We start from the raw sequence: 26,175 nt of genomic DNA, 5'->3' as shown, positions 1-26,175 counted from the left end.
AATAAAAATATCACTCAAACAATCTCTTATGAAGATAACGCCCGTTTCTTTGCCAGAAAATCTTTTATCCCTCCAATGTGTTCTCTGACCTTCTTATCCGAGAATTCAAAGACTTTAGTTACAAGACCATCCAGAAAATCACGGTCGTGCGAAACAAGAATTACTGTTCCGTCATAATCTAAAAGAGCATTCTTCAATACCTCTTTTGTTTTCAGATCCAGATGATTGGTAGGTTCATCGAGAATAAGCAGATTAACAGGTTCAAGTAATAACTTAATCATAGCCAAACGTGTACGCTCACCTCCTGAAAGCACTTTCACTTTTTTCTCTGAATCGTCGCGATTGAACATAAATGCACCCAGTATATTCCTTATCTGTGTACGGATATCTCCTTCTGCCACACGGTCTATTGTTTCAAAAACAGTGAGATCCTCATCGAGCAGATCCGCCTGATTTTGCGCAAAATAACCAACCTCTACATTATGCCCTAACATAATATTGCCTTCGAAGGGAGTTTCACCCATTACACATTTAACGAAAGTGGATTTTCCTTCCCCATTCTTTCCGGCAAGAGCAATTTTTTCACCTCGCTCGATCATCAGATTCGCATTCTCGAAGACTAGGTAATCATCATATTTTTTAGTAACCATGTCCACTGTCAGCGGATAGTTACCCGAACGGGTAGCAGGCTGAAAACGGATACGTACCTGTGACTTATCTTCTTCGTCTATTTCCACACGTTCCATTTTTTCTAACTGGCGGATACGGCTCTGTACTAATACCGCCTTAGCTGCCTGAGCACGGAAACGCTCGATAAACTCTTCTATTTCGGCTATTTGCTTTTGCTGAGCTTCCCATGCATGTATCTGCTGCTGACGACGTTCCTGACGCAATTCCACATATTTAGTATAATTAACCTTATAATCATAAATGCGTCCCATCGTCAGTTCGATGGTGCGGGTAGTGACAGCATCGATAAAAGCCCTGTCGTGCGAGATCAATACCACAGCCTTAGCCTGTGTATTGATAAAATCTTCGAGCCAGCCTATAGATTCAATATCTAAATGGTTGGTAGGTTCATCGAGCAACATCACATCCGGATTGAGGAGGAGGAGTTTCGCTAATTCGATACGCATACGCCAACCTCCGCTGAATTCGTTGGTCTGCCGCTCCAGGTCGGAACGTTTGAAACCAAGGCCTAAAAGCGTTTTTTCGACTTCTCCCTCGAAACTAATGCCCTCTACTGTTGCCAATCGCTCATGTGCCTGAGTGAAATCGTCGATCAGTTTGGCATAATCGTCTGATTCGTAGTCGGTACGTGTTTCCAATTGCCGGTTCATTTCCTCTATTTTTGCTTCAAGTTCGAATATATGAGCAAATGCCAAAGAAGCCTCTTCCCTGACCGTCCTTCCGTCAACAATTTTCATTACCTGGGGTAAGTAACCTACCGTTGAACCATCGGGACTTGTTACCGTACCTTTATAATGCGTATTTACTCCTGCCAGAATTTTAAGCATGGTACTTTTTCCGGCACCATTTTTACCGACAAGAGCAATTTTATCTTTTTCGTTTATTATGTAACTGATATTATCGAACAGTACCCTGTCACCCAATTCTACCTTTAAAGCGTCTACAATTAGCATTAAATACTTTTTTTATTTTTGAAGGTGCAAAGGTAAGGAAAAATCAGAAATGAAAAAGATTATCTATATATCGAGGTTAAATATTAGCTATATAGTTATGAGTTATGCCAATCAGTAGTTAAAATTATTATGATTGTAAAAAAGAATCGTTCGTTTTTTTGTGCTACGCGCAATCGAAAATTGCTTATGTTCCTTTTGACTTGCCTTCGCTTCGTCGATTTTTAATTGGCTCCGCTTTGCTCTGCCGAACGCTGTTTGTCAGGTTTTACACCTCAGCCCGCCCTCTCCAACGGGAGAGGGGGTAGCAAAGCTACAAAAAAAAGAAAAAAACACTCTTTAGTTCTCCTCCCTTTTGGGGTCGGGTTGTTAAGTTCTATGTTTTTATCCCTTTTTTCTCCTCGATTTGTCATCCTGAGGAACGAAGGATCTCGTATAATAAAATAGATGTTTCACTATCGTTCAACATGACAAAGAGACTAAAGAATCAGAACTTAACAGCTCTGCCCTTTTGGGGTGGCTCGTTTACTGCAAAAGTGTAACATTTGCCTCGCCTTCGCTTCGGCGATCGTTGATTGTAACTTTTTTTCTAAAGAACTAATGGCTAATGGCTAAAGAAGTGTCAGGTTTTGATTAAAAAGGCTATCGGCTATGAGCTAACAGCTAAAGGCTAAATAAAGTGTCAGGTTTGTCAGGTTTTAACAAAATTGAACTACTGATTAGCTTAAGAGCCTGTTTAAACTTTAGCGAAAATATCCTCTTCCGCCACAACAGTTAACTATTCCTACTTTTGCTTACGGGATTTTTTTTATATTTTTACATCGCAAAAATTTAAACAGGCTTTAAAAAGAGAGATTATTAGAATGGAAGAAGAGGATATCAAACTACCAGATGTAAATTATTCTGATGACGATATAAAGACCCTCGATTGGCAGGAGCACATCCGTCGCCGTCCGGGGATGTATATAGGCAAACTGGGTGACGGCACATCGGCCGACGATGGTATCTATGTGCTGCTCAAAGAAGTACTGGACAACTCTATCGATGAATATATGATGGGATTCGGTAAAGTAATCGATGTTTCCATCGAAGAAGGAGTAGTCAGAGTTCGCGACCATGGACGTGGTGTTCCTTTGGGTAAAGTGAAAGATGTTTCCTCTAAAATGAATACCGGAGCCAAATATGATTCCAAGGCATTTAAAAAATCTGTGGGACTGAATGGCGTAGGGATCAAGGCCGTGAATGCATTATCTTCATTCTTTCATATCCAAAGCTTTCGCGACGGACAAACTGTTGCTGTCGAATACAGCAAGGCCATTGTAACAAAAGAGGACAGTCCTCAGTCTACTACCGAAGATAATGGAACGCTTATCGAGTTTATCCCCGACAATACCATATTCACCAGTTATAATTTCAGGGACGAATATGTAGAAAGCCTCCTGAAAAATTATGTATTTCTCAACACAGGGCTTTCTATCATCTATAATGGCAAAAGGTTCTTCTCTAAAAACGGACTTGTAGATCTCTTGAATGAGAATATGACCTCCGAACCGCTCTATCCTATCATTCATCTTAAAGATGCGGATATAGAAGTGGTTATCACACATACCGACCAGTATGGAGAGGAATACTATTCATTTGTGAACGGGCAACACACTACACAAGGGGGAACGCACCAGTCGGCTTTCCGTGAATCCCTCTCTCGCGTCATAAAAGAATATTATACGAAAAACTTCGACTATGCTGATATCCGCAGCGGAATAGTTGCAGCTATCAGTGTTAAGGTTGAAGAACCCGTATTCGAATCGCAGACAAAAACAAAACTAGGATCAAAAGATATGGGGCCCGGTGGCCCGTCGGTGCAGAAGTTTATCGGAGATTTCCTGAAAAAAGAGCTTGATAACTATCTGCATAAAAATGCTGAAACCTCCGATATCCTGTTAAAGAAAATACTGGATTCGGAAAAAGAGCGTAAAGCCATTGCCGGAGTTACCAAGCTGGCTCGCGAAAGAGCTAAAAAGGCAAACCTTCATAATAAAAAACTTCGCGATTGCCGCATTCATTACAATGACAGTAAAGGCGATAATCTGGATGAAACCAGCATATTCATCACAGAGGGTGACTCGGCCAGCGGATCTATAACAAAAAGCCGGAATCCAAATCTGCAAGCGGTATTCAGTCTTCGAGGAAAGCCATTGAACAGCTTTGGCCTGACTAAAAAGATCGTTTATGAGAACGAAGAATTCAATCTTTTACAGGCAGCTCTGAATATAGAAGACGGATTGGACGGACTACGTTACAACAAAATAATAATCGCCACCGATGCTGATACCGATGGTATGCACATCCGCTTGTTATTGTTGACTTTTTTCCTGCAATTCTTCCCCGATCTGATCAAAAAGAATCATGTCTACATTTTGCAGACACCACTTTTCCGTGTGCGTAATAAAAGGGAGACGTTCTATTGCTACACCGAGGAAGAACGGCTTGCCGCAATAGAAAAATTGAAGCCGAATCCGGAAATTACACGATTCAAAGGCTTGGGTGAAATTTCACCTGATGAGTTCCGTAATTTCATCGGTAAAGACATCCGGCTTGACAGGGTTTCGATGAAAAAAGAAGATTCTGTCAGCAATATGCTTAACTTCTATATGGGTAAGAATACACCAGACAGACAAGAATTTATTATAGACAATCTGGTTGTGGAAGAAGATGAAATCTGACAGTCGCTTTTTCAAAAAGCTACCATTCAAGCAAATATATAAACAAACGACTAATACAAGAGAATATATTCCGACAATTCGTTTTTTATACTAAAAAAATCAGGGAATTTGCTATTTTTGCAATAAAATAGCAAATTGATAAACTTAAAATGAACAACGCACACGCCATTATTCTTATATCGTCGCCCGATAGGCCGGGACTGGTTGCTGCCGTTACTGACTTCATAAATGTGAATGGAGGTAATATCATCAACCTCGAACAACATGTTGACAAAGATCAGGATACGTTTTTTATGCGTATCGAATGGGACCTGACAAATTTCATTATTCCCCGAGAGAAGATCAGTGACTATTTTCAGACAATGTATGCCAACAAGTACGATATGACGTTCCGTCTTTACTTTAACGACTATACCCCGCGTATGGCCGTTTTTGTTTCCAGGATGTCACATTGCCTGTTCGATATACTGGCCCGTTTCACAGCCGGAGAATGGAATGTGGAGATACCTCTTATTGTCAGCAACCACGAAGATATGCGATGGGTAGCCGACAAATTCGGCATCGAATATCATGTACTCAAAATAAACAAGGAAAATAAGGACGAAACAGAAGCAAAGCAATTGGCGCTACTGAAAGAAAAGGAGATAGATTTTATCGTTCTTGCACGATATATGCAAATACTTACTGATAAGTTTATAGAATCTTATCCAAATAAGGTAATTAATATACACCACTCATTCCTCCCTGCATTCGTCGGAGCAAAACCATACCATGCAGCATACGAACGGGGAGTAAAGATAATTGGCGCCACCAGTCACTATGTAACTACCGAACTGGATGCGGGCCCCATTATAGAGCAGGATATTACCCGCATCACTCATCGTGACAGTATAGAGAACCTTGTACGGAAAGGACAGGATCTGGAAAAGATCGTTTTATCGCATGCCATAGAGTATCATCTCAACCGCCGGGTACTGGTTTATAAGAATAAAACTATCTTATTTTCATAAAAGGATGATATTTTTTGATTTTATGTTCTAAAATATATTGTTGAATAGTTATTTTCTGGTGTGTTTTCTTACTTTTGTATAGTTGAAAAACAGGGTGTATGAAAGAAAACAAATAAAAATATTAATCTTAAATGTAACTTTATGTTTAAAAATCATCCTAAAGGTTTGTTAGCCGCCTCATTATCTAATATGGGAGAACGCTTTGGCTTCTATATTATGATGGCTATCCTGTCTCTTTTCTTGATGTCTAAGTTTGGCTTGGATAAATCGAATGCCGGTATAATATATTCGGTATTCTACTTTTCTATTTATGCGTTAGCTTTGGTAGGAGGGCTTATTGCCGATAAAACAAAGAAGTATAAGAGTACGATCCAGGTGGGAATTGTTCTGATGGCAGTAGGTTATCTGCTTATAGCGATACCAACTCCTACTCCCGTGCCTAATTTAGGGTTGTATCTTACTCTTACTTGTTTCGGTCTGTTTGTCATTGCTTTTGGGAATGGTTTATTTAAAGGAAATTTACAGGCACTGGTAGGTCAGATGTATGATAATGAGCAGTACGGAAAAATGCGTGATTCCGGATTTTCTTTGTTTTACATGTTCATTAATATAGGTGCTATTTTTGCACCGCTTATTGCCGTGGGTGTCCGTAACTGGTGGCTGAAGACCAACGGATTCATCTATAATTCCGATCTACCGGCACTTTGTCATCAATATATCGGGGGAACCCTTTCGGGTGATGCCGCAATCAGATACGAACAACTAGCTAAAGAAGTAAGCCTCAATGGAGGAACAGTTGATTTAGCTTCATTTGCAAATGATTATCTGGGTGTATTCAACACAGGTTTCCACTATGCATTTGGGGTTGCAATTGTAGCAATGCTGATTTCGTTTATAGTTTATTCAATAAACAAGAAACGCTTCCCTGATCCGGCTCTGAAAAAAGCTGCTGCTAAAGTTGATTCTGTAGGATCGGATATTGAAGAAAAAGTAATGGATCCGGCAGAAGTTAAACAACGTCTTTATGCTTTGTTTGCTGTGTTTGCTGTTGTTATTTTCTTCTGGTTCTCTTTCCATCAGAATGGTTTGACGCTGACATATTTTGCCAATGATTATACTGACCTCAGTGCGATGAAGCTTAATATATTCGGATTAGTTACACTTGAAGGTGCAGAATTATTCCAGTCGTTCAATCCTTTATTTGTTGTGTTGCTCACTCCTATTGTGCTGGCTGTATTTGGATGGCTAAGGGCAAAAGGAAAAGAGCCATCTGCTCCTAAAAAGATTGCTATAGGTATGGGTATCGCTGCATTGGCATATATTGTGATGACAATCGGTTCGGTAGGGTTACCGCTGAATGCTGATGTAAAGGCAATAGGTGGATTGGCTTATTCGGCTCGTGTAACACCGTTCTTGCTTATTGGTACTTACCTGATATTGACTATTGCTGAATTATTCATCAGCCCTCTTGGTATATCTTTCGTATCGAAGGTAGCACCTCCGCAATATCAGGGTATTATGCAGGGATGTTGGTTAGGAGCAACCGCATTAGGTAACCAGTTACTATTTATTGGTGCTATATTGTATGAACACATTCCAATTTGGGCTACATGGGTAGTATTTGTTGCCGCTTGTTGTATCTCGATGTTCACCATGTTATTCATGCTGAAATGGCTGGAAAGAATAACTAAATAATTGATAAGGATATAATAAAAAAACCTCGCTTAAATTATTAAGCGAGGTTTTTTTATTGTGATAATCTTTCTACTAATTAATATTATTAAGATAATATTTTATTTGCTCATATGCATCCGACACGGTCATATTATCCTGTCTCAATACAGCAAAATCATACATTTTATAATCAGATTCTTTTATACCGATGCAAAACTCCGATTTATTACCTGCAAGAAGATACAATAAAATAGAACTGGCCGATGATGTCAGATCGATAAGCGTATCGTACGACAGTTTTTCGAATTCTTCTACCACCGATGTTGATAATCCGTTTATTTTCGAAGATTCCCTTGTCGAAACCACCCTGACATTCTGTGGAAATACAGTGTTATTCTCCGATTTTTTTTTCGGTTCAACAGTCCATAGGAGAACAGTTTTTCCTTTGCTTTCCAGTTCCCGGCTTATAGGATATATTTCATCCCAATCATCATACGAGAAAAGGAGCAGAACCCGGTTCATATTTTCCAAATTATGAAAAATACAGCGCCGGTTATTCTGTTTCAAGGTAGAGTCTATACCTCTTTTAATTTTAAAACCAAATAAATTAATGAGCATATTCTTTGATCTTTATATATTATATAAACTCTACCCGGCTGTTAAATGTTCAGTGACAATTACAATTTTCTTGCCCCGTCCTTGATCACAACATCGTATACTTTAGGTTTGATCTTGAATTTCTGTTCGTAGCTTTCGGTCGCTCGTTTAATGAAACCGTCGTATAGTTCACTCTTCACAAGGTTGATAGTACAACCACCGAAACCGCCTCCCATTACACGTGATCCGGCAACGCCACATTCACGGGCAATATCGTTAAGATAATCAAGTTCTTCGCAGCTAACTTCGTACTTGCGGCTAAGGCCGATATGAGTTTCATACATTTTTTTACCAACTGTTTCGTAGTCATCCGCTTTCAATGCATCGCAAGCCTCATCCATCCGTTTGATCTCTTCGATAACAAACTCAGCGCGGATATAGTCTTCTGCGCTTACTTCATTTGCTACTTCACGAAGCATATCGAGGTTAGCGTCACGAAGCAGTTCTACTTCAGGATGATATTTTCTGATGGTAGCAGCTACTCTCTCGCATGACTGGCGGCGTTTGTTATACGCTCCTTCAGCCAAGTTATGCGAAACACACGTATTGATCAGTACCAGACGGTATCCTTCCGGATGGAATGGTATATATTCATATTCCAATGAACGGCAATCGAGACGGATCAATGAACCCTCTTTTCCGAAGCAGGACGCGAACTGGTCCATAATACCGCACATTACACCTACATAGTTGTGCTCTGTAGCTTGTCCGATAAGAGCTAATTCGAAACGATCCAATCCCAGCTTAAACTGATCGTTGATAGCGAATCCGAAGCAGCTTTCAAGCGCTGCAGAAGAAGACATACCAGCTCCTAAAGGCACATCGCCGGAAAATACAGTATCGAATCCCGGTACAGCCTTTCCTTTCTTGATCATTTCGCGACAAACTCCATAGATGTATTTCGCCCATTGTTTTGCCGGAAGATCATTCTCTCCCAAGCCAAATTCAGCGGATTCTTCTAGGTCGAGAGCAAAAGCTCTGACTTTATCTGTTCCGTTCGGTTTGATCTCGCAATACATACCTTTGTCGATTGCCCCTGGCAGAACGAATCCACCATTGTAATCTGTGTGTTCTCCAATTAGGTTAATACGTCCGGGTGAAGTATACATTACACCTTCTGTCCCGTAAAGAGCTTTAAATTTTTCTTTGATTTTGTTCAAATCCATGGTTCTTTCAATTGTTTAGGTTAATAAAAAGGTTGTTATATCAGTTATGAATTATAAATTATGAGTTATGAATTAATTTTTCACTTTTCACTTTTCGTTTATTACTCTATCATTTTCAGGAAATCATCCTCATTTATGATTCTTACTCCTAGTTTCTCGGCTTTCTCCAGTTTTGCAGGCCCCATATTATCTCCGGCAAGCACATAACTTGTTTTGGCTGATATAGAACCGCTGTTTTTGCCTCCGTTCTGCTCTATCATGGTTTTATATTCATCACGCGAGTGCTTTTCGAAAGTGCCGCTGATGACGATAGTCAATCCCTGCAATTTATCAGTCCGTTGCGCGAGTATATCTTCACTTAGTTCAAATTGTATGCCGACATCTTTCAGCCTGTCAATAACCTCTGTATTTTTAGCATCGCCGAAATATTTTACTATGCTTTGAGCTATGCGTCCGCCGATTTCATCCACTTGTGTGAGCTCTTCCTGAGACGCTTCTTTCAGTTTATCGATACTGGTAAATGCCGTTGCCAGTTTTTTTGCCACAGTTTCACCTACGTAGCGAATACCCAAAGCATATAAAACACGAGGATAAGGTACAGCAACAGAAGCCTGAATACTATCTTCCAAGTTCTTCGCACTTTTCTCGGCCCAGCGTTCCAGGCGGGATACATCCTGCCAGCGAAGTGAATATAAGTCTGCCACGGTCTTTATCATGCCGGCATTGTATAACAATTCGACCGTCTCGGGGCCACTTCCTATATTCATTGCCTTCCGGGTACAAAAATGCTCGATACGGCCTTTTATCTGCGGCGGACATCCGGTTTCGTTCGGACAATAGTATATAGCTTCACCTTCTTCTTTGATCAATGGTGTGCCGCACTCGGGACAGGTTTGGGTGAATACGACTTTCTCATCGAACATGCCACGTTTCGATGTTTCCACACCAGTTATCTTCGGGATGATTTCGCCCCCTTTTTCCACATATACCTGATCGTTAATATGCAGATCGAGCTGGTTGATATAATCTTCGTTATAAAGTGATGCCCGTTTTACCGTCGTCCCCGATAGTTTCACAGGTTTCAGGTTGGCGACGGGAGTCACAGCACCTGTACGTCCCACCTGATAGGAAACAGATTCGAGGGTGGTGATCGCTTTCTCTGCCTGAAACTTATAGGCTATCGCCCAACGTGGAAATTTAGAGGTGTATCCTAAATTACGCTGCTGTGTTAACGAATTCACTTTCAGAACGATGCCATCGGTAGCCACGGGCAGATTTTTACGTTCGACATCCCAATGGGCAATAAAATCGAATATCTCGTCCAGTGTCTTACATTTCTTTGTTGCATCCGAAATCTTAAAACCCCACTCTTTGGCTTTCATCAGATTTTCGTAATGCCCGTCGGTAGGCAAATGCTCTCCTAGCATATAATACAGATAGGAATCGAGCTTGCGTGAAGCTACAATTTTAGGGTCTTGTTGTTTCAGTGTACCCGACCCGGCATTGCGCGGATTGGCGAAAAGGGCTTCCTCCTGTTCTTCCCGTTCCTTGTTCAAAGCCTCGAATACTGACCAGGGCATAAGAATTTCCCCACGTATTTCAAATTCGGGTGGGTAATCGTTTCCTCTCAACTTCAGTGGAATGCTGCGAATGGTACGTACATTGGCTGTTACATCGTCCCCCTGTACACCATCGCCACGGGTAATGGCTTGTGCAAGTTCGCCGTTTATGTATGTGAGGGAAATGGATGTGCCATCGTATTTCAGCTCGCAGACTATTTCGAATTCATCATTCAATCCTTTCTGTACCCGGTTGTAGAAATCAACAACCTCTTCTTTAGTGTAAGTATTGCCCAATGATAGCATTGGGTATTTATGTAATACCTGCCTAAAAGATTTATTTATATCGCTGCCCACACGTTGGGTTGGCGAATTAGGATCGAAAAATTCCGGATGGCTTGCTTCCAGATCTGATAGCTCTTTGAGTTTCATATCGAACTCGTAGTCAGAGATAGTCGGTGTATATAGTATATAATAGTCGTAATTATGTTTGTTCAGCTCTTCCCTGAGAGCATCTATTCTCTGTTTTATCTGGTTCATTTCTTATGTTAAAAGCTTATATACAAATATAGGAAGAAATAGGTTTAGTATGTGTAAAATTAGATATTTTTCAGAATTCGTTTTACACACTTTGTCTTTTATTTGTTTTTTTCTGACTAATTGATTAATTATTAGATTATAACAGTATCCGTCACCCAAGAACCTAATACCAACAGGTAAAACTACGAAAAGCCCCTAAGCTTTCCATAAGAGCAGAAGTACAAAAAAACAACACTAACAGCTACTCTTCGCAGCGAGCTTCAAACAAATAGTTCTTATCAAAAATAACTGTTCGCATTTCCTTTTTCGAATATGGAATGGCAGGGTATTCAGTTTTTGTCCATTCTCCGGCAACATCCTCTCCAAACTCACGGCTTTGGGGGGCTTTGCCAAGTGAGGCTGTAAGTATTGCTATAGCATTCTTATCTTCTTCTTTAGCTTCTTCCCAGGAACTGTTCTTTACAAATTCTGACTTATCCAGCCTAAGCATTCCATCTTCTCCAAAAACACCAAGCATAGGTTTTACGTCCATAGCCTTACGTTCGTTTAGCACAATCTTAAAGTCATTATACATTTCATCCAGGGGGTATGTGTATACAGGTGCAGTAATAGTATCGGAACCGGGAGATCTCCAGACTCCGGCAAAAGATGTCAGATGGATAGCCTTATGATTTCCTTTCTTCAGATGCGCTGTATAGGGATAATTAAAGCAGTTGGGATTGTCATTGAATACAGGATGCATCATTACTTCATCGTCGAAGGCATATAGTCCTTTTATATTGGTAAATCCATCGAATTGAACAGAAGTATCTTTAAGTCCGGGATTGTGTCTGGCATATACATAAAAATATTCATCCATAGCATTATCCGGCTCCAAAATTATGTATTCATCCACAGCTTTCCATTTACCCATCTCCATACCTCCGAAAAAAGCAAAAGCATAAGTATTTTCCGGAGTCAGATAAAGGAATAAAAAACTGAGCATATCGCCACCTCTTTTCTTTTGCGAATAAACTCCGGTGTACTTATCGTTTCCCTGTGCTACCGAAATCAAGACTATCGGGATAAGAATAAGTAATATTGCGATTCTTTTCATAATTAAGGTATTGCAAGTTTGTGTTATAAAAAACCTGTCATTCTTCTATTTTGAAAAATAACAGGCTTTTTCATTATATGAAAATATTTTTTATTTGAAAGAAGCAAACTTAAGGCAGACCGGCATATCCAGTTCTATACTTTTGGCTGTATCTTCCAATAATCCGGTAGTTCTGTCTATCTCGAATATCTGGATGATATCGCTATCGCGGCTGGCTACCAGTAAATATTTTCCGTTAGGTGTAATCACAAAATTACGGGGATGAATGCCCGTTTCCTGATAACCTACCTTTGTCAATTTTCCATCCGCCTGATTAATCGAAAATATAGCAAGCCCATCACCTTTCAGACGGTTAGAGGCGTACAGGAATTTACCATCAGGTGTAATATGGATATCACCGCTGCCTTTCGCATTGAGGGTGTCTGCCTGTATTGACTGTATTTCAGATAAATTACCGTTTTGGCTGTCATAAGAAAAACCTGTCACCGCCCCTGACAATTCGTTTATCAGATAAGCATATTTGCCGTTAGGATGGAATGTCAGATGACGTGGTCCCGACCCATCAGCAACTTTTACGAACGCGGGTGTTCCGGCTCTGAAATAATTGCCTGTGGTCTCTTTATTCGGCTCAAATTTATAAACCTTATCTGTGCCCAAATCGTCAGCAAAGATATACTTGCCATCGGGCGAATATATGATACAATGAAGGTGCGGCTTTTTCTGACGATCGGAATCAGTCCCTCTACCTGCAAAGCTAACTACCTGAGAAGCTTTATCGAGGCGACCATCTTCCTTTACGGGAAAATGGGTGATACTTCCACCCGAATAATTTGCAACTATTACATTTTCACTGGCATCATCAACCGAAACATAACAGGGAGCGTCGCCTCCTGTAAGTTCAGTATTCAAATGTTTCAAAGAACCATCCTTCTTGTCGAAGGAGAATGCACTGGCTGAACCTTTATTCTCCCCTTCTTCGGAGATGGCATAAACAAATCGTTCGTCTTTGCTGACAGCCAGATAAGATGGGTTGGTTATTTCTGTCATAGTTTTATATTCAGAATATCCTGATACGGTATCGAACTGGTAAACATATATACCTTTGCTTTCGCCCCGTGTATATGTACCTACAAGGAGATAAAGGCTATTATTATCTGAAACCGATTCCATATTTACATTTAATGTATCGGAATCAGAGATAGTTACACCATTTGTATTTTTATTCTTCATATTACACGACAATAGAACAACGATCAGAGAAAAAACAGATAAATATCTATACATAATATGTTGATTTAGATTAATAACTATTTATTAACGATATCAGTGAAGGTTTGTTCGAAATAATCTACATATTTCTCCATCGAGAAATCGTTAATAATACGCTGACGCCCTGCTTTGCCGAATTGTAAACATTTTTCCTTGTCATTCATAAATCCAATAATCGCTTCGGCCATCTTTTCTGGATCTGATGGTGGTACCAAAACCCCGGTCTCACCATTTAGGATCAGATCCCTGGCACCAAGAATATCTGTTACTATACAAGGTAATCCACATGCCATAGCCTCACGTATCACACGTGGAGATGCATCGCGGGTAGAGGGCAGGACAAACAAATCCTGTTTTGGGATAAAAGAGATAGCATCGCCTCGGCGTCCGAGGAAATGAATGCGGTCTTTAGCCGGGCCGTTCATTGCCAGTTTATAATCGGAATCCTCATAATCGCCGACAAAGACAAAATGAAGCCTTGAGTCTTCAACCAGGTTCACCGCCTGAATAAGAGTTGTTAATCCCTTGAAAGGACGCCCTTTCGTAGCAGCAATATAAATCAGGGAAAAAGCTCCTTCGGGAACTCCGTCTGCCTGCTTAGGATGTTGGCAGGCATCTTCCACCCACTCTACATCAAAGGGCTTTAGATGTACCGACAACCGGTCGGGCCGGAAAAACTGAGAAAGATATTCCTTGATATCTTCCGTTTCACAGATCACATATTTTACCCTGGGATTGAGTATACCAAGATAGTAAGTGGGATCGCCTTTTCTTACCTTGGCCTGTGTACCGCGATAAGCGACATTTTTTGCTTTAGTGCCGATAGATGCGAACAAACTGTTGGATAAGCCCGAACTACTGGGAGAAAAAACAATATCGATCTTCTTTTCCTTTATAATTTTCCTTATCGCCTTGATAGCGTCCCATACAAGTTTTGATTTCAAAACAGGAATAGTCAATGGAATGCAATTTCCTCTGACACTATTATGCTCTTCTTTTGTCGATACGGCAATATAAATCGTCATCGACTGGCGATAAGACAATTGTTCCAGCATATGATAGCCTACCATATCCAATTCGCGGGATGTAACCAGTATATTCATTGTTTAAAATATTCTTTTACCTTTAATTTCTTTTAACGCACATCAAAGATAGAAATTATATCCAGTCCCGGGAAATATACATAACTGAAAGTTAAACCAATCGGACAGGCCGGAAAGGAAATAAGTATTATAAGCATCAGCATCATTTTTAAGGATAAAATTCAATGGAATATTTTGTTTTAATAGGATAAAAGCACTATCTTTGTCGGCTGAAAATTAAGAAATAACTAAAAAACACTATAAAAATGAAGAAAGATATTCATCCAGAAAATTACCGTCCGGTTGCTTTCAAAGATATGTCGAATGATGAAGTATTTATCTCCCGTTCAACTATCAATGCAAAAGAAACTATTGAAATAGATGGTGTTACTTATCCATTAGTTAAGCTTGAGATCACAAGTTCTTCTCATCCGTTCTACACAGGAAAACAAAAACTTGTGGATACAGCAGGGCGTGTAGATAAGTTTATGAGCCGTTACGCAAAACGTAACCAACCTAAAAAATAAGAGGAGGTAAAAATCCTGCTTGCACATATAAAATAAATCCGCTCTGAATTCTCAGAGCGGATTTATTTTTATATCTTGCAGCAAATTTCAAGTAAAACTTTAAAAACTACCTACGAAATGAAAAAAATTAGCTTCTTAATTTTAATAGCATCATTAAGCATCTCTGCATACTCCCAGGTCGGGATAAAAGCCGGAGCTGATTATGGAACTCTTTCAGGACATGACGCTGCAACTTATCGCTGGGGATTTCACGCAGGGCTTACCTATGACTTTCAGTTATCAGAAAAATTTTACATTCAGCCGGGACTCTTAGGCTCACTTCATAGCTTCGGATTCAAAGAAAAAGATTTCATTGTAAATGGTAAAGTAAATAAGTTCTCGGTTGAGGTTCCGGTAAATGTTTCGTTCCGTCCTCAGATCTCATATTTATATAAAACAAAACTGGTGATAGACTTCGGACCATATTTCAAATATGGATTTGCCGGAGACAAATACGCAAGGCTGACTAATGTGGTAGCCGGAAAAACAGAAGTTAAGGGCTCTGCTTTCGATCATTCTTTCAACAATGGCTACAAAGCTGAAACGGTTATTGAAGGCGGTACTGACAAAACATTCGCTTTTAACCGTCTTGACTTTGGTATAAATGCCGGGCTGGGTGTTGAAATGGAAAAGATATACGCAGGATTCAGCTATCAATATGGATTGCTTAACGGAGAGAAAAACAATTCGGTACACAACTCTATTTTCCGGTTCAGTCTGGGATACAGATTCTAAGCAGATTACAATATATACGAAAAAGGGATTGAATAATATTCAATCCCTTTCTTATTTCACAATGCTTTCTTTAGTTTCTCTATCATATCATTACCTAATTTTGTCTTTGTATCAATATGTTTTAGTACCGTCTGAACAAATGTATTTTCTTCGAATATACCACGCACCTGTTCAAAATCCACCTGTTTCTGATAACGGTCTCCATCGACTCCAAAACTAGTTTGTGCCGACAAAGAAAATTCCTTCTTCGCATCGGCATATATCATTTTATCCAGATCTATAACAGCATCTCTCCAGCGATGTACAATATCAATTATATCAGTTGCTGTTATAGTCTCTAATGCCAGACCATAGTATTCCTTAATCTTATCCCATGCCCATGTCCATTCAAGTGAATAGTAATCTTTATGTAACTGGACAAATACATTATTTATCTGCTCTACATCGGATATTTTTCCCGATTCTATATCATTTATCAATTGATCTATTTCGGAACGGGGAGCAAGCAAACCTCCTATGTCGCTCCATATAGACAATCCTACAGATGTATCAGGTTTCAGATAACTCCTGATTTCTTCATTGGTGGCACAAGGGCAATCTGCCAAACGGGAAATTATAGAATTTCCCAAGAATTTATTGATTGCCATATTATAAAGATTGATTCCATTCTTCAATGAAGAATTTTTTATACGGCATCCTTTATATGAATAAAAATCACTGGCCTCGCCACAGGTATCAAGCATATCTCTAAGGATACAGATAGCCTTGAACATCTTCTGAACGGTATAAGGGCTCAAAAGATTAAAATTGATCTGATCGAGTTTAACTACATCTTTCCGTTTATCCCGCTTAGGGAATTTTTGAGCATCACGTATAGTGCCTACACTGCGCAAATTGACACCAGGCACCAATACTGTTTCATTCTTATCTTCTATCAGATATGAAAACGGCATATTTGATGTGTCTGTGTTATGGTAATGCCGTCCCATAATCAGAGAAAAAGCACCTATACGCGAAGGCCACAGAATATAGGAATCACTGGTCGTTTTTCCTCCCCGTTCGACAATTCCCTGATGAATAGGCCCGAGTTTATACATATGGTTACTCTGGTTAGAACCAGATCCGGCATTCATAAATGAGAACATACCAGCTATCAACAGCGTAGATTTATGGTGCGTAACAGTATAAGGTCCGGCAAATAAGGCACAGGCTTCTCCATTTTCTCCCTGGCAATTACTAAAGAATAAAGAATCGCTTGCCGAATAAGTATGTCCCAATTGACATGCCTGCCCAACAAAGCAACGGGTAAGCATTGTACCATCTTCGACATGTGAGCCCGAGCAGATAATGAAATCATTGGCCATTACACTATATCCTATATGTACCGGATCGTGCTGATTACTATTGATGCTCCCGTTTTCCAGATGACGTGCTCCTTCTATTACTGCATAATCTCCAATCTTTACGTTCTTAATAGCGCCGGCATTTACTATGACAACACTATCACCAATTGTCCCGATAGATGAAGCTTGTCCCTGAGTATATGTTTTTACAATATCCTGTAACTTACGGATTAGTTCGGGGCGATGGCGATAGAACGATAAAATATAAGCAAAATGAGCACTAAGTTTATCGTAGATCATTACTTCTCTCCCACCCGTTTCATTCAGAACCGAAACTTCTATACCATTACCGAAGGTAGATTCTCCATCAACATATAAATAATGTATATTCTGTATACGCACATCATTACCTATCTTATAATTAGCTATGTAATTCTGCACGTTCTCTATCAACACATTATTTCCTATTTCACAGTTATGAATACAAGCATGATGCATACCGGAATGTTTCTTCAATCCGCCCGGAAGAGAAAAACATTTCTCGAATACGCCTAACTTTACCTGGCCGGAAAAATGAACATACTTTATATAATCCGGTCTGAAATCGTCGTCCACTACTATATCTGCCCAATTATCGGAAGTACATCCCTGAGCTTTCAACACATCTATATCTTCTGAAGTAAGGTTTCTATAATTCATTATGATATACCATTTTAATATAAATAGAGGGAAAATGATAACAAAAGTAAGAAAATTAATTAACAGAGATTTACTTATTCACAAAAAAGCCCCGATTTTTCCATCAGGGCTTTTTCTGTATTAATTAATGTACATATCTGCACTATTCTTCTTCACCAGTAACTATATCAGATGCAGACGATGCGGATATCAACCGGTTTTGCAGATTATACTTATTAACAAGCGTTGCAACTTCAGGATCGAGCGGAGCACGGTATGCCTTGGAAGGGTCCAATTCACAAGCTTTTATCAAATGATTGATAGCTTCATCATCGTTACCTGAACGAATTGACAATATTGCAAGTAAATATTCTGTATTTCCCGTTTGTTTCAGGCTTTCGAGTAATTCAAGCGCTTTAGCGTTGTATCCCATACATACAAGACATAGTGCTGTATTGTAGTCAGGATAATTACCCAATATATCCAAAGCCTTCCAGTATTCCCTATCCTGAAGATATTTCAAAGCCTGAGCATATTCCGGACGATCTTCCCTGTTAACTGTAATTTCTTCAGTCATACCAGGACGTGTCATGTTGATTATTACTTCCGCTTTATTCAACATCGGATAGATGGAATCTACTATAATTTTATAATCAGCAGGATAATCTTTCTTTATATCTTTCTCACACTGATCTGGATTTACAGCTTGTGTAAGCATATCCAGAATCTGCGATTTATTTGGCATATCGGTACGTCTAACGATCAGGCGTGCCAATGTATTCCAATCTTCACCGCTATAGCGGGTTTTGAATATATTCTCTACTTCCGGAGTGCCGCCAAGTGCCTTAACAAAGAAAGCTTTTAAGGCATCTGCCCGTTTCATTGATAACTCTATATTCTTTTCATATTCTCCGTCAAGCGATGTTGAAACCCTCAGCACAATACTGTCCATCAATAGATTTCCTTCTCCCGTAAATGTCTTATAAGAATCTATCAGCTTGCTTGTTTGCTCCTTATTGTCCTTATAGTTGACATTAAAATTAGTTCTTCCCAGCTGGAATTTAGGATATATCACCATCGTATTATATACATCACGATGAATAGTCGTTGTTTTCACAATCAACGAAGAGTCTACCAACTGAGACAGAGATGATATAAAGTATGAAAGTGTATCGGATTGTGGCTGTATATACCGGCTTCTGTCCACAGCATCAACCTGGCTGTTCATTACGAGACGCAACCTCTTCATACCCGGAGACACAGGGTAATCCTGCTTATAATAGAAAACAAAGTCTCTATCGGTCTGAATAACCGTATCCAAACGCGTATTCTGTTCGTATGGGAATATGATCATTTCATTCTTTTTAGCATCTTGTCGCTCACGCTTCATATCATTCAAAGCGATATCTTCGAACAGATAACGATGTTTTGCTATTTCTATAGAGTCTTTATCGGATATGCTTTGATTTGTGATCTGATCCATACTACGGCCTGATCTATATATATCACGGAATTCCTGCGGAATATTTTTCATATCTTCACCATCCAACATCATATTTTTCAGGTTCTTATCGAAGCTCCTTATATAGCGCATATATGCTCCTGCCGTATCTTTTCCGTTCACCCAGTCTTTAAGGGTCATTTCTTTTGCCTTACGTGAATACTCTTTGAACAGGTCGAGACGATAGTCTTCACGTTGCTCAACTTTTATTCTACCTTTTTCTATATCCTCTGGTTTTACGAAATTCTTCATATATTTAGCGAAAAGGCCTGTGGTATCTTTTCCTTTGGCCAATTCTTTCATCGCCCTTTGGCGGGCTTTGCGTGCATTTTCGTAATATACTTTCCGGTCATATCCGACCTGTTTAGCTTCCGACAAAGCTTCAACATCATCTTTTGCCGATTTCCATGTCTCATAATTTTTCTGACGGCGCCATTCCTTATGGTATTGATCGTAGTAAAATTCCTGTTGGAAACTGATATCTTCTCTTACGCCTTTGTAATCGACAAACACACTGTCATAATCAGATTCTCTTATGATGGATTTCATGTATTCATCATAATCGGCATACGACTGCTTTTGTTGATCATAAAAATTCTGTCCTTTTACAACAACATTTTTCAAAGGAACAACTGAGTCGTTATGTAATAGTTTTGGAGACAAAGTAACACGCCAGTTAGTAGACAATAGTTCTTTTGGAACCTTTATTATAAAGTCTACATTCACACGCCCGTTTTGTTCCGGAGTAAAGCGGGATTTTGCTGTAACCACAACTTCATTCAGGTGTTGAACCTCGTTCAGATTTGTCACTTTATTTCCCTCAGGTGTCGATCTTGTTATCACTTCGGGATTAGTAAATGTAACCTGTTCCGAGACTACGGCTATTCCTCCTTCTGCTCCCTCAATACGAGGTAATTCTATATTTGGACGCTTCGACTGCAGGAAAAGATCCTTAGTCATGGCCTCTCCTTTATCTTTAGGAACTTTTACGCTGATTTTCTTTTGTTGCTCGTATTCAAAGTCGACTTGTTTGCCTCGAAGTATTTGTATTTCTTTAACAGATGAATTTGATGTTTTACATGAAAACATTATTGTTACCATAACGATGGATAGAGGCAACAAGGATAAGATAGATACCCGTGAAAATAATTTAATAACCAGTTTTTTCATTTTTCTAAATTCGTAGTTGTAATTGCAAAGTTTCTGTACATATCTACGGCACAAAGATAATACAATATGAGATAAAATAAGCCATATATACCAAATCTTTTTACCTTACAGACTCCTTTTACCCTTATATAAACAAGAAAAAACGGATAATGTTATCCGTTTTTTAATCTTTTATTCCTTTTTTTCGTCTTTTCCTTTTTTAATCCTTCCCGCCTTGCGCAATGCCTGATCCAGAATATATTGTATCTGCCCGTTGGTACTGCGGAATTCATCGGCAGCCCATTTCTCGATGGCATCCATCATTTCCTGATCGACACGCAAAACGAAACTTTTTACATTAGATTCTTTTTCTTTCTTAGCCACAAGCAGTTGTAACAAATTTGATTTATTTCCTTCTATATTTTTTCAATGATGCAATGTGCCTGCATTTACGATAGGCTGTGCTGCTTCGTCGGCGCATAATACAACCAGCAGATTGCTTACCATCGCTGCCTTACGCTCTTCATCCAGTTCCACTATTCCATCCTTTTGCAGTTTGTCTAATGCCAGTTGTACCATACTTACCGCACCTTCGACAATTTTTTCACGGGCGGCAATAATAGCGTCAGCCTGTTGGCGACGAAGCATCACACTGGCTATTTCAGCTGCATAAGCCAAATAGTTTATACGGGCTTCTATCACTTCTATCCCGGCAATGGCAAGACGGCTATTCAATTCATCTTCCAGCTTTTGACTCACCTCGTCCCCATCAGAGCGAAGAGTTATAGCGTCTGCCTCATGATTGTTATTGTCGTAAGCATACATTCCTGCCACCTGACGAAGAGCCGCATCACTCTGTATTTTTACAAAATTTGATGCTGCGGTCATCACACTTCGTCCGGCAGAATCTATATCGAATGAAGCTTTATAGGTATCCTTTACCCGCCAAACCAATACCGCTCCTATCATAATGGGATTTCCTACTTTGTCATTCACTTTTACCGGTTCTATATCAAGGTTACGGGCACGAATGGGAATTCTGCGGGTAGCATAAAATGGATTCACCCAAAAGAAACCATTATCAGTAAGTGTCCCTTTATATTTACCAAAGAATATCATTACCCTTGTTTCATTCGGCTCTATCATTACCAGGCCGTAAAATACAGCCGGTATGGTAAGTATTATTCCTATTATACCTAATGCCACAGACCAGGTTTGCTCAAACATTATTATCCACACAAACAAAGCAATAAGCGCTACTCCTAAAAACAATGCTAAAAATCCGGAAATCTTTGTCCCTTCAAATTTCTTCTCCTGTGTTTCCATATTATCTATTTATTATGATATTAAAATGATATCACAATAGTAATTATAATTTTCAGAATCGCCAAATTATTATTCAATTTTTTTAAACAAAAAAAGTGAGAAATAAATTCCCCACTTTTTATCTATTAAATCGTATAATCCTTTTAATCGATATCAACGGATTCCAGATACTGCCCGAAAGCCATATATTCAATACCCGCAGATGGATATTTTTCCTTATAATAGTCGGTACAGTTATAAACCAGTATCAGTTTATCATAAAAGGTAAAAGGCAAAGAAGAGCCACCCCCTATAGCCGCAGATTTTTCTTTTGTTTCATCTTCATAGGCAAAATAATAATAGACATTTTCTTTTATATCCATCCTCATTATATCATAAGACGCCTTACCGGCCATGAATGAACCCTTATAAAGAACTTGTTCCGATCCGGAAGGATGTATAGTTAATATACCTTCCATTCTGTTATTACGTACAAAACGGTATAGATTTCCGTTTTCTGCAGGATAAAACTGTTGGATATCACCTTTTATTTCGTTAAGAATATTATCTGCGACCTCGCCCCTTACCAGAAAAATATCAGAACCCAGAATTTTATATGTATAATTTTCTTCATACAAAGTAACTTCTATTTCAGCGGTTTTATCTTTCTTGTCTTTTACGGTTATCGTTGCTTTTCCTACTTTTTTACCTTTAATCAGAACAGCATCTCCATCAATACTTACTGTTGCTATTTCTTCATCGGATGAAGAAGCAGTGTATCCTCCGTTGCCCTGAACCAGAATACTGGTAGTACCTTGGGAATACATAGTTAATTCGGTACTGGAGAGTGTTAAGGAAGACACTTCATCATCGTCATCACATGCGGCAAACGATAAAGCAAAAAGAATAAGTAATAGATAATTGATCTTTCTCATAATCATGGACTTTTATTATAATACTACACAAATGTAAAAATTATAATTCAAATTCCATGACTTCACCGTATTCAGGCATATTCTCAAAAGCACCGGTCAACTCGGATTTTCCGAAATATATACGAAAACAATTGATGACACCGCCGTGTGCGAAAATGATTACAGAGGAATAATCCTTTGTCTTGAGTTCATCTAACAAGGAGGATACACGATAATACAATTGCATAAAAGATTCCCCGTTAGGTGTAGGAGTATCCACCCAATCCTTTTCCCATTCCGAGACATCCATCTCACTCCACTCTTTCATTTCCCAATCGCCCATATGCATTTCTTTGAGGCGGTCGAACAATTGAATATCTGTATATCCACAATATTCAGCCAACCTCTTTGCTCTACTCAGGGGGCTGGACAAAACAGCATCGTAAGGAACATTTTTTAGTTTTTGTTTTACTATTTCCGCTTCCTGTTCGAAGCTACCTTTTAGGGGGACATCGGTTTGACCGTAACAAAGGCCTTCAACATCGACTGCAGTATGGCGAACAATGTGAATTTTCATCGGTTTTCTATCCTATAAATGTAATTCTTTCTCAAATATATCTTTAAAATAATTATGTTCAGGAAACTGCTTAAGCCAAAATTCCTCATAGTCTTTCCAGAACAATTCTTCTTTAAATCCTTCCCAATCGTCCATATAATTATAATATGCCAGATTGTGTAACCAATAGTTTAGTGCGCCCAACATTTTAAGCCGATCAGCGTCTTTTTTTATTTCAATAGGATTTAATGAAACCCTTGTACTTCTATTAGCCTTTCCCCAAACGATGGCCCGGTAGAGCAGATATCTGTAAGCTTTTTTCCTGTTTTCATCCATCTCCTTTTCTAATTTTAGCAATAAGCGATATAAGCAAAGGTAAAAAATAATATCATTTCGTTAGCTAAAACTGCATAATGTGAAAAGTTATTTATCTATAATATATTAATTAGAAATTGATAAGGAGATCTTTGAAAAAGAGTGTAAAAAAATCTGTCAGATTTTTATTAAAAACAAGGATGTATCAAAAAAGTAAGGTCTTACTTTCTTTTGTCATGTTGAGCGATAGCGAAATATCTCCACAAAGATATACAGGAGATCCTTCACCTCCGTTCAGGATGACAAAATACACAATAGAAGACTTTTGACACACCCTCCTATTAGTAAAAAATTTTGTCAGGTTTGTCAGGTTTTCGTCTAAACATTAAAGAATTATAATATTACAAAAGTGTAACTTTTGTAACTTTTTAAACAGCAATACACTGGTAATCAAATATTTACAAACAACACACTTTATCTGTTTTTTCTACAAGTTTATCGTATAGCTTTTTGATGTATATTAAAAAAGAAATACCTTTGAATACTTAAAAACTGATATACGATAAACATATCACTAAATTAATTAATATGAACAAATCAATTATGGCATTACTTATTGGTGCAACTGTAGTTGGATGTGGATCTCCGGATAAGAAAACAGACACAGACCAGGCACCTATCATAGGAAAAGTGACGATAAAAGCTGATGATGGCATTATGACACCCGAAATACTATATAGTTTCGGCCGTGTATCTGATGTACAGGTTTCGCCTGATAAATCAAAAGTTCTGTACGGTACAACTTATATAAGTATAGAACAGAACAAATCTAATCGTGAGCTTTTTGTTATGAATATTGACGGTTCCGATAAAAAGCAGATCACCAATACTCCCAAAAGTGAGAATAATGCCAAATGGATAAAAGGCGGTTCTAAAATTGCTTTTCTGAGTAGCGAAAGCGGCTCGTCGCAAATATGGGAAATGAATCCTGATGGAACCGGACGTGTACAGGTAAGCGATATAGACGGTGGAATCGATGGTTTTACATACTCACCGGATGAAAAGAAAATAATGTATATCAAAAATATAAAATACGGGGAACGCGCCGCCGATAAATATCCTGACCTGCCGAAAGCTACCGGACGTATTGAAGACGATTTAATGTATAAGCACTGGGATCAGTGGGTAGAAGAAATACCCCATACATTTGTTGCGGATTATGACGGCTCAAAGATGACAGCAGGTGTTGACATACTGGAAGGTGAACCATATGAGTGCCCAATGATGCCTTTCGGAGGAACTGAACAACTGGCATGGAGCCCCGACAGTAAATCCATCGCATACACCTGTCGTAAGAAAACCGGAATGGAATATGCCTTGTCGACCAACTCGGATATATATCTATATAATATCGAAACTAAAGAAACGGTAAACCTTACCGAAGGAATGATGGGGTATGACACGAATCCTGTATTTTCTCCCGATGGCAAATATATTGCATGGCAAAGCAGAGAAAGGGACGGATATGAATCTGACAAAGACAGAATGTTCGTCATGAACCTTTCTTCGAAAGAAAAAATATATGTAACAGAGAATTTCGACTATAACACCGACTATCTGGCTTGGAATGAAGATAATGAAAGCATCTACTTTATTTCTTGCGTAGAAGCTAAAACACATTTATTCAGGGCTTATATCCATACCAAAGAGATTGCGCAGATAACAAAAGGCCAGTATGACTATGAATCGTTTGGCATTGCCGGCGATAAACTGATCGCCCTTCGCCACTCAATGTCGCAACCAAATGAGATATATGCGGTGAATACGGCTAACGGAGAAGCTACCGAACTCTCTTTTGAAAATAAAGAGATCCTCAGCCAATTGAAAATGGGCAATGTTGAAGAAAGATGGATAGCGACTACCGATGGCAAGAAAATGCTGACATGGGTGATTTATCCGCCTGATTTTGATCCCAACAAAAAATATCCGGCACTCTTATATTGTCAGGGGGGGCCTCAAAATACAGTAAGCCAGTTCTGGTCGTACCGCTGGAATATGCAGATAATGGCAGCTAACGGTTATATTGTTGTTGCCCCAAACCGCAGGGGACTACCGGGATTTGGTCAGGAATGGCTTGAACAGATCAGTGGCGATTATGGTGGCCAGAACATGAAAGACTATCTGTCTGCAATCGATGCAATGACCAAAGAACCATTCGTAGACGAAACCAAATTAGGTTGTACTGGTGCCAGCTATGGAGGATTTTCGGTATACTGGCTTGCAGGAAATCACAATAAACGATTTAAAGCGTTCCTGGCTCATGCCGGTATATTCAATACAGAGTCGCAATATCTTGAAACTGAAGAGATGTGGTTTGCCAATTGGGACTTAGGCGGTCCATTCTGGGACAAGGGTAATAAAATCGCTCAAAATTCGTTTGCCAATTCTCCTCACAAGTTTGTTGACAAATGGGATACCCCTATTATGATAACACACGGTGAACTGGATTACCGTATATTAGCCTCGCAAGGTATGCAGGCATTCAATGCCGCCAAGCTGAGAGGAATCCCGGCCCGTATGCTGGTATTCCCCGGTGAAAACCATTGGATTGCGCAACCGCAAAACGCAATTCTTTTCCAAAGAGAATTTAAACGCTGGTTCGACACCTATCTGAAATAGAGGAACGTTGAAAGTGGA

At 39.2% G+C, this 26,175-nt stretch carries 20 protein-coding genes; 6 read left to right on the top strand and 14 right to left on the bottom strand.

What is annotated here, in order from left to right:
- Positions 1–26 precede the first annotated feature (26 nt).
- Positions 27–1,643 (bottom strand): ABC-F family ATP-binding cassette domain-containing protein, encoded by a 1,617-nt coding sequence (locus GGR21_RS08995; protein ID WP_183306865.1) that lies wholly within the window; start codon positions 1,641–1,643, stop codon positions 27–29.
- 860 nt (positions 1,644–2,503) lie between these two features.
- Between GGR21_RS08995 and GGR21_RS08990 the strand changes: the two genes are divergently transcribed.
- From GGR21_RS08990 to GGR21_RS08980, 3 genes are all read left to right on the top strand, one after another.
- Entirely contained in the window at positions 2,504–4,363 is a 1,860-nt protein-coding gene (locus GGR21_RS08990; protein WP_183306864.1) for a DNA topoisomerase IV subunit B, read from the top strand.
- Between the two features lie 149 nt (positions 4,364–4,512).
- The gene (gene purU, locus GGR21_RS08985; RefSeq protein WP_183306863.1) at positions 4,513–5,373 is read left to right on the top strand and encodes a formyltetrahydrofolate deformylase; all 861 of its coding nucleotides are present in this window, start codon (positions 4,513–4,515) and stop codon (positions 5,371–5,373) included.
- Between the two features lie 141 nt (positions 5,374–5,514).
- Positions 5,515–7,068, top strand: coding sequence for a peptide MFS transporter (locus GGR21_RS08980; RefSeq protein ID WP_183306862.1), 1,554 nt, complete (start codon positions 5,515–5,517; stop codon positions 7,066–7,068).
- A gap of 72 nt (positions 7,069–7,140) precedes the next feature.
- On the opposite strand, the gene GGR21_RS08975 is transcribed toward GGR21_RS08980, so the two are convergent.
- From GGR21_RS08975 to GGR21_RS08950, 6 genes are all read right to left on the bottom strand, one after another.
- Complete coding sequence (locus tag GGR21_RS08975) at positions 7,141–7,665, bottom strand: DUF6913 domain-containing protein (RefSeq protein ID WP_394353481.1); 525 nt, start codon at positions 7,663–7,665, stop codon at positions 7,141–7,143.
- Positions 7,666–7,724: 59 nt separating this feature from the next.
- A complete protein-coding gene (gene galK, locus GGR21_RS08970; RefSeq protein ID WP_183306860.1) occupies positions 7,725–8,870 on the bottom strand; it encodes a galactokinase in 1,146 nt (381 codons plus the stop codon).
- A gap of 101 nt (positions 8,871–8,971) precedes the next feature.
- A complete protein-coding gene (gene ligA, locus GGR21_RS08965; protein WP_183306859.1) occupies positions 8,972–10,969 on the bottom strand; it encodes an NAD-dependent DNA ligase LigA in 1,998 nt (665 codons plus the stop codon).
- A 241-nt stretch (positions 10,970–11,210) separates the two neighbouring features.
- Entirely contained in the window at positions 11,211–12,065 is an 855-nt protein-coding gene (locus GGR21_RS08960; RefSeq protein WP_183306858.1) for a hypothetical protein, read from the bottom strand.
- A gap of 90 nt (positions 12,066–12,155) precedes the next feature.
- The gene (locus tag GGR21_RS08955) at positions 12,156–13,352 is read right to left on the bottom strand and encodes a lactonase family protein (RefSeq protein WP_449390411.1); all 1,197 of its coding nucleotides are present in this window, start codon (positions 13,350–13,352) and stop codon (positions 12,156–12,158) included.
- A 20-nt stretch (positions 13,353–13,372) separates the two neighbouring features.
- Positions 13,373–14,437, bottom strand: coding sequence for a glycosyltransferase (locus GGR21_RS08950; RefSeq protein ID WP_183306856.1), 1,065 nt, complete (start codon positions 14,435–14,437; stop codon positions 13,373–13,375).
- A gap of 245 nt (positions 14,438–14,682) precedes the next feature.
- On the opposite strand from GGR21_RS08950, the gene GGR21_RS08945 reads away from it, so the two are divergent.
- Both GGR21_RS08945 and GGR21_RS08940 read left to right on the top strand, forming a co-directional pair.
- Positions 14,683–14,943, top strand: coding sequence for a type B 50S ribosomal protein L31 (locus GGR21_RS08945; RefSeq protein ID WP_183306855.1), 261 nt, complete (start codon positions 14,683–14,685; stop codon positions 14,941–14,943).
- A gap of 117 nt (positions 14,944–15,060) precedes the next feature.
- Positions 15,061–15,717, top strand: a complete 657-nt coding sequence (locus GGR21_RS08940) for an outer membrane beta-barrel protein (protein WP_183306854.1) — start codon at positions 15,061–15,063, stop codon at positions 15,715–15,717.
- 56 nt (positions 15,718–15,773) lie between these two features.
- Here the strand turns inward: GGR21_RS08940 and GGR21_RS08935 are convergent, their stop codons facing one another.
- The 7 genes from GGR21_RS08935 to GGR21_RS08905 all read right to left on the bottom strand — a co-directional run bounded on the left by GGR21_RS08935 (position 15,774) and on the right by GGR21_RS08905 (position 23,499).
- Positions 15,774–17,762: a DUF4954 family protein gene (locus tag GGR21_RS08935; RefSeq protein WP_183306904.1), complete on the bottom strand. Its 1,989-nt coding sequence runs from the start codon at positions 17,760–17,762 to the stop codon at positions 15,774–15,776.
- Positions 17,763–17,901: 139 nt separating this feature from the next.
- The gene (locus GGR21_RS08930) at positions 17,902–20,409 is read right to left on the bottom strand and encodes a tetratricopeptide repeat protein (RefSeq protein WP_183306853.1); all 2,508 of its coding nucleotides are present in this window, start codon (positions 20,407–20,409) and stop codon (positions 17,902–17,904) included.
- 171 nt (positions 20,410–20,580) lie between these two features.
- Positions 20,581–20,772, bottom strand: coding sequence for an Arc family DNA-binding protein (locus GGR21_RS08925; protein WP_183306852.1), 192 nt, complete (start codon positions 20,770–20,772; stop codon positions 20,581–20,583).
- Between the two features lie 42 nt (positions 20,773–20,814).
- Positions 20,815–21,714, bottom strand: coding sequence for an SPFH domain-containing protein (locus GGR21_RS08920; RefSeq protein ID WP_183306851.1), 900 nt, complete (start codon positions 21,712–21,714; stop codon positions 20,815–20,817).
- Between the two features lie 143 nt (positions 21,715–21,857).
- A complete protein-coding gene (locus GGR21_RS08915) occupies positions 21,858–22,628 on the bottom strand; it encodes an Ig-like domain-containing protein (RefSeq protein ID WP_183306850.1) in 771 nt (256 codons plus the stop codon).
- 40 nt (positions 22,629–22,668) lie between these two features.
- Entirely contained in the window at positions 22,669–23,184 is a 516-nt protein-coding gene (cobC, locus tag GGR21_RS08910) for an alpha-ribazole phosphatase (RefSeq protein WP_183306849.1), read from the bottom strand.
- Positions 23,185–23,196: 12 nt separating this feature from the next.
- Positions 23,197–23,499, bottom strand: a complete 303-nt coding sequence (locus tag GGR21_RS08905; protein WP_183306848.1) for a hypothetical protein — start codon at positions 23,497–23,499, stop codon at positions 23,197–23,199.
- 567 nt (positions 23,500–24,066) lie between these two features.
- Between GGR21_RS08905 and GGR21_RS08900 the strand changes: the two genes are divergently transcribed.
- Positions 24,067–26,157 carry a S9 family peptidase gene (locus tag GGR21_RS08900; protein WP_246348039.1) on the top strand — a complete coding sequence of 697 codons (2,091 nt, stop codon included), beginning with the start codon at positions 24,067–24,069 and terminating at the stop codon, positions 26,155–26,157.
- Positions 26,158–26,175 lie beyond the last annotated feature (18 nt).

The organism is Dysgonomonas hofstadii (assembly GCF_014196915.1).
GTDB classification, from domain to species: domain Bacteria; phylum Bacteroidota; class Bacteroidia; order Bacteroidales; family Dysgonomonadaceae; genus Dysgonomonas; species Dysgonomonas hofstadii.
This window is presented reverse-complemented; position numbering and strand designations above follow the sequence as displayed.